The sequence below is a fragment of the Streptomyces anatolicus genome (genome assembly GCF_019400875.1).
Classification (GTDB): Bacteria; Actinomycetota; Actinomycetes; order Streptomycetales; family Streptomycetaceae; genus Streptomyces; species Streptomyces anatolicus.
In genome coordinates this window covers 1-10,153 of the sequence record NZ_WMBF01000220.1, presented here as the reverse complement: position 1 = coordinate 10,153, position 10,153 = coordinate 1, and the positions used below count along the sequence as shown (strand labels likewise).

General features: G+C 72.5%; 7 protein-coding genes. 2 read left to right on the top strand and 5 right to left on the bottom strand.

Annotated elements, in window-relative coordinates:
* Together GKQ77_RS19585 and GKQ77_RS19580 are read right to left on the bottom strand one after the other, a co-directional pair.
* Positions 1-2,040: bifunctional salicylyl-CoA 5-hydroxylase/oxidoreductase (locus GKQ77_RS19585; protein WP_219690218.1), on the bottom strand; the 2,040-nt coding region annotated here is incomplete at its 3' end.
* Complete coding sequence (locus tag GKQ77_RS19580; protein WP_219690217.1) at positions 2,037-2,864, bottom strand: enoyl-CoA hydratase family protein; 828 nt, start codon at positions 2,862-2,864, stop codon at positions 2,037-2,039. The genes GKQ77_RS19580 and GKQ77_RS19585, both read right to left, overlap by 4 nt.
* Positions 2,865-3,201: 337 nt before the next feature.
* Between GKQ77_RS19580 and GKQ77_RS19575 the strand changes: the two genes are divergently transcribed.
* Entirely contained in the window at positions 3,202-3,645 is a 444-nt protein-coding gene (locus GKQ77_RS19575; protein ID WP_219690216.1) for an ATP-binding protein, read from the top strand.
* A 41-nt stretch (positions 3,646-3,686) separates the two neighbouring features.
* Here GKQ77_RS19575 and GKQ77_RS19570 read toward each other — a convergent pair whose 3' ends face one another.
* The 3 genes from GKQ77_RS19570 to GKQ77_RS19560 all read right to left on the bottom strand — a co-directional run bounded on the left by GKQ77_RS19570 (position 3,687) and on the right by GKQ77_RS19560 (position 9,157).
* Complete coding sequence (locus GKQ77_RS19570; protein WP_219690215.1) at positions 3,687-4,919, bottom strand: arginine deiminase; 1,233 nt, start codon at positions 4,917-4,919, stop codon at positions 3,687-3,689.
* Positions 4,920-4,991: 72 nt separating this feature from the next.
* Entirely contained in the window at positions 4,992-7,601 is a 2,610-nt protein-coding gene (locus GKQ77_RS19565; RefSeq protein ID WP_219690214.1) for a polynucleotide kinase-phosphatase, read from the bottom strand.
* Entirely contained in the window at positions 7,598-9,157 is a 1,560-nt protein-coding gene (locus GKQ77_RS19560; RefSeq protein ID WP_219690213.1) for a 3' terminal RNA ribose 2'-O-methyltransferase Hen1, read from the bottom strand. Before GKQ77_RS19560 ends, GKQ77_RS19565 begins: the two co-directional genes overlap by 4 nt.
* A gap of 408 nt (positions 9,158-9,565) precedes the next feature.
* Between GKQ77_RS19560 and GKQ77_RS19555 the strand changes: the two genes are divergently transcribed.
* Positions 9,566-10,087: a hypothetical protein gene (locus tag GKQ77_RS19555; protein WP_219690212.1), complete on the top strand. Its 522-nt coding sequence runs from the start codon at positions 9,566-9,568 to the stop codon at positions 10,085-10,087.
* The last annotated feature ends 66 nt before the right edge of the window (positions 10,088-10,153 follow it).

The window sequence follows — 10,153 nt, the reverse complement described above, 5'->3', positions numbered from 1 at the left end:
GGTTTCGTTGCGGATGCGGTCGGCGTACGGCGTCTGGTAGGAGCGGCCGTAGGCGGGGCGTTCGTCGGCGACGACCTGGCCGGTCGAGACGTCGATGGCGTCGGCGCCGTGCGCGGCGAAGGCGCGGGCGATCTCGACGGCGTCCTCGGCGGTGGTGCCGCCTTCCGCCCAGTCGGTGGCGGAGATGCGGACCGTCATGGGTTTCTCCGCGGGCCACGCCTCGCGGACGGCGTCGAAGACTTCGAGGGGGTAGCGGAGGCGGGCGGGCAGGGGGCCGCCGTACGCGTCCGTGCGGTGGTTGGTGAGGGGGGAGAGGAAGCCGGAGAGCAAGTAGCCGTGTGCGCAGTGGAGTTCGAGGAGGTCGAAGCCCGCCTGCTCGGCGCGCCCGGCCGCCGCGGTGAACTGGTCGCGGATCTCCGTCAGTCCCGGCCGGGTCAGTTCGTGCGGGGTCTGGCTGCCCGGCTTGTACGGGAGCGGTGAGGCGGCGGCGAGGGGCCAGTTGCCGTCGGGGAGCGGGTCGTCGATGCCGTCCCACATCAGTTTCGTGGAGCCCTTACGGCCCGAGTGGCCCAGCTGTACGCCGATGGCCGTGCCCGGTGCCTGGGCGTGCGCGAAGTCAGTGATCCGGCGCCAGGCGGCGGCCTGTTCGTCGGTGTAGAGACCGGCGCAGCCCGGTGTGATGCGGCCGCGCTCGCTGACGCAGACCATCTCGGTCATGACCAGGCCCGCCCCGCCGAGCGCCCTGGCGCCGAGGTGGACGAGGTGGAAGTCGCCGGGGACGCCGTCCACGGCGGAGTACATGTCCATCGGGGAGACCACGACGCGGTTGCGCAGGGTGAGGCCGCGCAGGGTGAAGGGCGTGAACATGGGGGGCGTATTGGCCGGGCAGCCGAACTCGCCCTCCACGGAGCGGGTGAAGTCCGCGTCGCGCAGGCGGAGGTTGTCGTGGGTGACGCGGCGGCTGCGGGTCAGGAGGTTGAACGCGAACTGGCGTGGCGGCTGGTCGAGGTAGTCGGGCAGCCGCTCGAACCACTCCAGGCTGGCACGGGCCGCACGCTGCGTGGACTCGACGACGGGGCGGCGTTCCGCCTCGTACGCCTGGAGGGCGCTCGGGATGTCCGGCTGCTCCTGGAGGCAGGCCGCGAGGGCCAGCGCGTCCTCGATGGCGAGCTTGGTGCCGGAGCCGATGGAGAAGTGGGCGGTGTGCGCGGCGTCGCCGAGCAGCACGGTGTTCCCGTGCGACCAGCGGGAGTTGACGACCGTACGGAAGTGGGTCCAGGCGGATTTGTTGGAGCGCAGGGGGCGGCCGCCGAGTGCCTCGGTGAAGATCTTGGCGCAGCGGTCGGTGGACTCGCGCTCGTCGAGTCCGTCGAAGCCGGCCGCCTCCCAGACCTCCTCGCGCATCTCCACGATGACGGTGGACGCGCCGGAACCGGCGGCGGAGAAGGGGTAGCCGTGCAGCTGCATCACGCCGTGCTCGGTCTCGGCGATCTCGAAACGGAACGCGTCGAAGGCGAAGTCGGCGGCGAGCCAGATGTACCGGCAGCGGTGGGTCGTCACGCTCGGCCCGAAGGCGTCGGCGTGCGCCTCGCGGGTGAGGCTGTGCACGCCGTCGGCGGCGACGACGAGGTCGTACGCGGTGGCGAGGGTGGCGGCGGGCGGCGCCTCGGTGCGGAACCGGAGCCGGACGCCGAGGTCGCGGCAGCGGGCGTGCAGGATCTCCAGGAGCCTGCGCCGCCCGAGCGCCGCGAAGCCGTGGCCCCCGGAGGTGTGGCGCCGGTCGCGGTGCACGATGTCGATGTCGTCCCAGCGTACGAACTCGGCCTGGAGGGCGGCGTAGACGGCGGGGTCGGCGTGCTCGATGCCGCCGAGCGTCTCGTCGGAGAGCACGACGCCGAACCCGAAGGTGTCGTCCGGGGCGTTGCGCTCCCACACGGTCACTTGACGGGCCGGGTCGAGCCGCTTGAGCAGCGCGGCGGCGTAGAGCCCGCCGGGCCCGCCCCCGATGACGGCTATCCGGGGCGTCGGCCGCCCGCTCATCGGCCCCGCCACTTCGGGGGGCGCTTCTCGGTGAAGGAGGCGTGGAACTCCGCGTAGTCCTCGCCGTTCATGAGCAGGGCCTGGGTCGCCGCGTCCAGTTCCACGGAGGCGGAGAGCGGCATGTCGAGCTCCGCGGTGAGCAGCGCCTTGGTCTGGGCGTACGCGAGGGCCGGGCCGTCCGCCAGGCGGCGTGCCAGGGCCAGGGCGGCCTCCCCCGCCTTGCCCTCGTCCGTCAACTCGCTGATCAGGCCGATCCGTTCGGCCTCCGGCGCGCGCACCGCGTCCCCCAGCATCAGCAGCCGCGTGGCGTGGCCGAGGCCGACCACCCGGGGCAGGAGGTAGGCCGCGCCCATGTCGCCGCCGGAGAGGCCGACGCGGGTGAAGAGGAAGGCGAAGCGGGCGCTCGGGTCCGCGACCCGGAAGTCCGCGGCGAGGGCGAGTACGGCGCCCGCCCCCGCGGCCACCCCGTGCACGGCGGCGATCACCGGGAAGGGGCACTCCCTGAGGGCCCGCACGACCTGCCCCGTCATGCGGTTGAAGTCGAGGAGCCTCGCGGTGTCCATCGCGAGGGTCGCGCCGATGATCTCGTCGACGTCGCCGCCCGAGCAGAACCCGCGCCCCTCGCCGCCGAGCACCAGGGCCCGTACGGACTTGTCGCGGGACAACTCGGCGAGGAGGTCACGCAGGTCGGCGTAGGCGCCGAAGGTGAGCGCGTTGAGCTTGTCGGGGCGGGCGAGGGTGACCGTGGCGACCCCGTCGTCGACGGCGAGGCGCAGGTGCTGCCAGTCGGGGGTGCGGGAAGCGGAGCCGGTGAAGGGACTCATCAGGTGCGGCCTCCTGGGCCTCGGGCCGAGCGAGCAGCGAACACCGAGCGAGCAGTGGGCGAGTCGCCGACGGACACCGCGCGAGCGGCGTCGGCGAGCAGCGCTCCCCTACGAAGCTATCACTCGTCCGTGACTGTCGTCACGAGTACGCGATAAAGGTGCCGCGAGGACCCTCACCCCAAAAGGCGCATAAGTCCCGAAAGTCCCGTCCTGTCTCCCGGGGCATGACAGGGTCGGACGGCCCCCGCATGCCCGACCGTCGTCCCTGTCGACATAGCGCTTAAGATTTGTACGGTTGAAAGCAGGATCGCCTGCTGCTCTGAACGGACCCCCCGCCTTGCACGAGCCCGCCTCCCCCGCCTCCTGGCGCATCGCGCTGCCGCACACCACTGCAGCCGTGCCCGTCGCGCGCGCCCTGGTCCGTACGGCGCTCACCGACATCGAGTCGTCCGCCGACACCGACACCGCGGAACTGCTCACCGCGGAACTGGTCGCCAACGCCGTCGAGCACACCAGGGGGCAGGACCCCATAGAGCTGGTGATCGAGCTGCTGCCCACCGGCTGCCAGGTCGAGGTGCACGACTCGAGCCCGCTGCCGCCCGGCGACCTCACCGCCCCCTGCCCGCCCGAGGAGCCGGACCCCTGGCAGGAGCACGGCCGCGGCCTGCTCCTGATCCGCACCCTCAGCTCGTCCTGCGGCCACCGCCCGACGGCGTCCGGCAAGGCGGTGTGGTTCACGCTCCCGACCCGCGGGTGCGGCGGCGGGCCCGGCATCGGCTGAGCCCAGCCGTCGCGGTGCGTGGCGGCGCGGCGGACGCGCCGCTACGCCCCCGGCACCGCCTCCCGCTCCACCGGACAGCTCATGCACCGCGGCCCGCCCCGGCCGCGCCCCAGCTCGCTCCCCAGGATCTCGATCACCTCGATGCCCTGCTTGCGCAGATATGTGTTGGTCGTCGCGTTCCTCTCGTACGCGACCACCACACCGGGCTCGACCGCGAGGACGTTGCAGCCGTCGTCCCACTGCTCCCGCTCGGCCGCGTGCACGTCCTGCGTCGCCGTGAGCACCCGGATCGAATCGAGACCGAGGGCGGCCGCGATGGCCCGGTGCATGTTCTCCGGCGGATAGTCGGTGACCTTCAACTCCCGGTCGCCGACGCCCGGTTCGATGGTGTACGAGCGGAGCATGCCAAGGCCCGCGTACTGCGTGAAGGTGTCGCCGTCGACCATCGTCATGACCGTGTCGAGGTGCATGAACGCGCGCCGCTTCGGCATGTCCAGGGCCACGATCGTCTGCGCGGAGCCCGCCGCGAACAGCTTGTGCGCGAGCATCTCGACGGCCTGGGGTGTGGTGCGCTCGCTCATGCCGATGAGCACCGCGCCCTTGCCGATGACCAGGACGTCGCCGCCCTCGATCGTCGAGGGGTAGTCCGCCTGGCCCTCCGACCAGAGGTTGAAGTCCCCGTCACGGAACAGCGGGTGGTGGCGGTAGATCGCCTCGAAGTGCACGGTCTCGCGCTGCCGGGCGGGCCAGCGCATCGCGTTGATGGAGACGCCGTCGTAGATCCACGCGGAGGTGTCGCGGGTGAAGAGGTGGTTGGGCAGCGGGCCGAGCAGGAAGTCGTCCAGATCCATGCAGTGGAAGCGCACGGACGTCGGTTCGGCGTGGCGCTCCAGGAATTCCCGTTTCGTCATGCCGCCGACCAGCGCCTCGGCCAGCTCGGCGGACGGCAGCGTCTCGAAGGCGGCTCGCAGGTGGTCCGTGGCCAGCGGACCGTACTCCTTCTCGTCGAAGACGCGGTCGAGGACGAGGAGGCGGGCCGCCGGCTCGTCCAGCGTCTCGGTCAGCAGGTCGCCGAAGAGGTGCACGGCGACGCCCCGGTCGCGCAGCACGTCCGCGAAGCCGTCGTGCTCCTGGCGGGCCCTGCGCACCCACAGGACGTCGTCGAAGAGCAGAGTGTCCTTGTTGCTCGGAGTCAGCCGCTTCAGTTCAAGATCGGGGCGGTGCAGTATGACGCGGCGCAGCCGCCCGGCCTCGGAGTCGACATGGAATCCCATGGGTCCATCTTTCCCCGGCCGGACGGCCGACGCCCGTCATTGCGGGCATTTGACTCGCACGCGCGTCCGTGGTCAGAGCCGCGGGTCCACCGGCTCCGACTCCAGGGCCAGGACGGCGAAGACCGGCTCGTGGACGCGCCACAGCGGCTCGCCCTCCGCTAGGCGGTCGAGCGCCTCGAGGCCGAGCGCGTACTCCCGCGTGGCGAGCGAGCGCTTGTGGCCGAGGGAGCGGTCCCGCAGCTTCTCCAGGTTCTCCGGGCGCGTGTACTCCGGGCCGTAGATGATCCGCAGGTACTCGCGGCCCCGGCACTTGATGCCGGGCTGGACGAGCCGCCCCCGGTCGTTCACGACCAGGGCCTCGACCGGCTTGACGACCATGCCCTCGCCGCCTCGGCCGGTCATCTCCAGCCACCAGTCGACGCCCGCCCGCACGGAGGCCTCGTCGCCGGTGTCGACGTAGAGGCGGCGGGTGGTCTGGAGCAGACCGCTCCCGTCGTGCTCCACCATGCGGTCGATCAGGGCGAGTTGTTCGTCGTGCGGGAGCGCGGCGAGGCTGCGGCCCTGGACGGCGAGGATCTGGAACGGCGCGAGCCGTACGCCCTCCAGGCCCTCGGTGGGCCAGCAGTAGCGGCGGTAGGCGTCGGTGAACGCGGCGGCGTCCGCGGCCCGTTCGCGCTGCCTGGCGAGCAGGGCGCCCGCGTCGACGCCGCGTGCCACCGCGGCCTCCAGGGCGGCGAGCGCGCCGGGGAAGACGGCCCCGGAGGCGGCGCCGACGGCCGCGTACTGCGTGCGGAGCAGGCCGGAGGCCTTCAGGGACCACGGCATCAGCTCGGCGTCGAGCAGCAGCCAGTCCGTCTCCAGCGCCTCCCACAGGCCCGCCTCGGTGACGGCGGCCCGCAGGCGGGCGAGTATCTCCTCGGTGACGGACGGGTCGCCGAAGAAGGGGCGGCCCGTGCGGGTGCAGAGGGAGCCGGTCGGGCCCTCCTCGACACCGAAGCGCTCGCGGGCCACGGCCGCGTCGCGGCAGACCAGGGCCACCGCGCGCGAGCCCATGTGCTTCTCCTCGCACACGACGCGGGCGACGCCGTCCTGCGCGTACGAGGCGAAGGCCTCGGCCGGGTGTTCCAGGTAGCCCTCGCGCCGGGATGTGGCGGTGGGCGCCATGGTCGGCGGCAGGTAGGGCAGCAGGCGCGGGTCGACGGCGAAGCGGCTCATGACTTCCAGGGCCGCCGCCGCGTTCTCCTCGCGCACGGCGACTCGGCCGGCGTGCCGGGTCTCCACCACGCGGCGGCCGTGCACGTCGTTCAGGTCGAGCGGGCGCCCGTCGTGGCCGCCCGGCGCCTCGGTGCGCAGCGGCTTGGCGGGCTCGTACCAGACCCGCTCGGCGGGTACGTCGACGAGTTCGCGCTCCGGCCAGCGCAGGGCGGTCAGCTTGCCGCCGAAGACGGCGCCGGTGTCCAGGCAGATGGTGTTGTTCAGCCAGGTCGCGGTGGGCACGGGCGTGTGGCCGTAGACGACCGCCGCCTTGCCGCGGTACTCCTCCGCCCACGGGTAGCGCACGGGCAGGCCGAACTCGTCGGTCTCGCCGGTCGTGTCGCCGTACAGCGCGTGCGAGCGGACCCGGCCGGAGGTGCGCCCGTGGTACTTCTCGGGCAGACCGGCGTGGCAGACGACCAGCTTGCCGCCGTCCAGGACGTAGTGCGAGACGAGCCCGTCCACGAACTCCCTGACCTGCGCGCGGAATTCCTCGCTCTCGTGCCCCAACTGCTCGACGGTCTCGGCGAGTCCGTGGGTGTGCGTGACGCCGCGGCCCTTGAGGTAGCGGCCGAGCTTGTTCTCGTGGTTGCCGGGCACGCACAGCGCGGTGCCCGCGGCGACCATCGCCATGACGCGGCGCAGCACGCCCGGGGTGTCCGGGCCTCGGTCGACGAGGTCGCCGACGAAGACGGCCGTACGCCCTTCGGGGTGCGCCCCGTCGACGTAACCGAGCTTGCCGAGCAGGGTCTCCAGCTCGGCGGCGCAGCCGTGGATGTCACCGATGATGTCGAAGGGGCCGGTGAGGTGGGTGAGGTCGTTGTAGCGCTTCTCGGTGACGATCTCGGCGCCGTCGATCTCCGCCACGCCCCGCAGGACGTGCACCTTGCGGAATCCCTCGCGCTCCAAGTGCCGCAGAGAGCGGCGCAGTTCGCGCTGGTGGCGCTGGATGACGCGGCGCGGCATGCCGGCCCGGTCCGCGCGGGTGGCGTTGCGGGCGGCGCAGACCTCCTCGGGCACGTCGAGCACGATGGCGATGGGCAGCACGTCGTGCCTGCGGGCCAGTTCGACCAGCTGCTTGCGGCTCTCGCTCTGTACGTTCGTCGCGTCGACGACGGTGCGCCGGCCCGCGGCCAGGCGCTTGCCCGCGATGTAGTGCAGTACGTCGAAGGCGTCGCGGCTGGCGCCCTGGTCGTTCTCGTCGTCGGCGACGAGGCCCCGGCAGAAGTCGCTGGAGATCACCTCGGTGGGCTTGAAGTGCCGCCGCCCGAAGGTGGACTTGCCGGAGCCGGTGGCGCCGATGAGGACGACGAGGGAGAGGTCGGTGACGGGGAGGCGGCGGCCGGGCTTGGGGGCTTCGGTGCCGGTGCCGGTGCTGGCGTGGGCGCCGGTGTTGTTGGTGTTGCCGGTGCTGGTGTTTTCGGTCATGCCGCCCGCACCTCCTTCGCGTTCTGCGTGTTCCGCGTGTTCTTCGTGTTCTTCGTGTTCTGTGTGTGCTGCTCGGTCTGTGTGAAGACCGCCATCTGGGTCGGCGGCCCCACCTCGGGGTCGTCGTCACCCACCGGCACCAGCTCCACGCCGTACCCGTGCCGTTCGGCCACCTGGCGGGCCCACGCCCCGAACTCCTCGCGCGTCCACTCGAAGCGGTGGTCGCGGTGGCGTACGTGACCGGCGGGGAGCGTTTCCCAGCGGACGTTGTACTCGACGTTCGGCGTGGTCACCAGGACCGTGCGGGGCCGCGCGGAACCGAACACCGCGTACTCCAGGGCGGGCAGCCGCTCCACGTCGAGGTGTTCGATGACCTCGCTGAGCACCGCCGCGTCGTACCCCTTGAGCCGCTTGTCGGTGTAGGCCAGCGAGCCCTGGATGAGCTTGACGCGCTCGGCCTGGCGCTCGCCCATGCGGTCCAGCTTCAGCCGCCGCGAGGCGACGGTCAGCGCGTGCATGGACACATCGACGCCGACGATCTCGGTGAACCTGGTGTCCTTGAGCAGCGCCTGCACCAACTGCCCCTGACCGCAGCCGAGATCGAGCACGCGCCCGGCGCCCGCGGCGGTGAGCGCCGCGAGGATCGCCTCGCGGCGAAGCACGGCGAGCGGCACGAGCTTTCCCTGGGCCTCTTCGGGACCGGGAGCGGGCTCCTCCTCCGGGGCGACGGAGTCGTCGTCGTCGACGGCGTTGTCGATCTCCGCGACATCCGTGTCGTCCACGTCGGCGAGCCGCACCAGCTCAAGGCGCTCCCTCGCCTCACGGGTCAGGGACCAGCGCCGCGCGAGGTAGCGGCTGGTGATGACCTGCTGCTCCGGGTGGTCCGCGAGCCAGCCCTCACCGGCCCGCAGCAGCTTGTCGACCTCGTCCGGCGACACCCAGTAGTGCTTGGTGTCGTCGAGGACGGGCAGCAGCACGTACAGGTGCCGCAGCGCCTCGCCCAGGGTCAACTTCCCTTCGGGCGCGTCGAGTACGAGGCTGACGTACCGCGAATCACCCCACTCGGGAAACCGCTCGTCCAGCGGGACCGGCATCGCCGTCACCGTCCAGCCCAGCGGCTCGAACAGCGCCCGCACAAGATCGGCGCCGCCGCGTGCGGGCAGCGCGGGCACCTCGACGCGCAGCGGCAGCGGCTCCGCGGCCCGCTCGGGAAGCGCGGCGCACACGCCGCGCATCGCGCTGGAGAACACCGCGCTCAGCGCCACGGCGAGCAGCGACGAGGCGGCGTAGGGCCGGTCGTTCACGTACTGCGCGAGCGCCGCGTCGGGCGCGCCGCCGCGTCCCTTGCCCTTGCCGCGCCGTACGAGCGCGACGGGGTCCACCTCCAGGAGCAGCGCGGCCGTACAGCGCTCCGCGCTCGCCTCGGGGTAGAGGACGTGCGCGGTGCCGTAGGAGGTGGAGAACTCCTGCGTCTTGCCGGGATGCTTGTGCAGCAGGAACCCGAGGTCGGTCGCGGGGCGTTCAGGGGTGCCGGTGGTGGTGATCGTCAGGAACACGGTGGGTTGGCCTCGAAACGGGGTCTGAGTGGAGGTGCGCCCCGGAGAGCCGGCCGCGGGCCCTTGTCCGGGCTCGCGGCGATACGCGCGCCGCGCCTCGGTCACCCGCCCGCGCGGCGCCCCCATCCCCGGCGCGCCCCCTCAACGTACCGCTCCCGGCGCGGGCGCACCCGGGAATTTTCCCTCGTCAGGGCGGTGGCGGGGGGCCGCTGGAAATCCGGCTCCGCCCGCTACTCGGCGTGCGCCCCCCGGCGGAAGGGCGGGCCGATGTGCTGGCGCCTTTTCCTCTCTGCGCGCCGTGTGCGCTCCCTCGCAGGGGTTCGGTCGGCGCGCACGCCGGTGATACGCCTGTTGGCAGTCCTACTCGCGCGCGTGCTCGTACGCGCGGCATCGCAGAGGAGTGATCGTATGGCGTCGTTCGACATAGGACGGTTGTGTGCGATCGTCAAGATCCTGGACAAGGCGAGCACTCACCTGCGGGTGGCCGCGGTGGAGTGCGCGGCCTCTCGCGAGTGCGTGGTCGCCGGGGGCGTGCCGGCTGGTGCGGGAGTGGCTGGTGCGGGAGTGGCTGGTGCGGGCCTGGCTGGTGCCGCGACGGACGGTGCCGCCGTGGGCGGATCCGCGACGGTCGTCCCCCCGCAGGGCCCCGACCCGGCCGCGACCGGCATCGACGTGCTTCTGAAGGTCTCCGAGCACGCGTCGGGCGGTGTCCGGCGCGCCCTTCTGCACATCCACAACGGCGAGGCACAGCGCGCGCAGCACGAGCTGGACGCGGCACGGGCCGAGACATCCGGTGCCGCCTTCGTTCCGGCGGGCCTGCCTCGGCCTCTGCCCCCGCGCGTGGCCACGGCGCTGCGTCTGATGCTGGGGATCACCGGGTTCTTCCCCTCCGAGACGGAACAGGTCCTCGTGCGGGCCGCCGTCCAGTAGGAGGCGGGTCCGGGGGCGGGCGGTGCACGCATACCGGGCGCGGTCCGGAGCGCCGCGCCCCGGCCC

What these genes read in the sequence shown, in the direction of transcription:
- GKQ77_RS19580 (WP_219690217.1), bottom strand. Translation starts at nt 2,864, where the DNA reads ATGAGTCCCTTCACCGGCTCCGCTTCCCGCACCCCCGACTGGCAGCAC.
- GKQ77_RS19570 (WP_219690215.1), bottom strand. Translation starts at nt 4,919, where the DNA reads ATGGGATTCCATGTCGACTCCGAGGCCGGGCGGCTGCGCCGCGTCATA.
- GKQ77_RS19565 (WP_219690214.1), bottom strand. Translation starts at nt 7,601, where the DNA reads ATGACCGAAAACACCAGCACCGGCAACACCAACAACACCGGCGCCCAC.
- GKQ77_RS19555 (WP_219690212.1), top strand. Translation starts at nt 9,566, where the DNA reads ATGGCGTCGTTCGACATAGGACGGTTGTGTGCGATCGTCAAGATCCTG.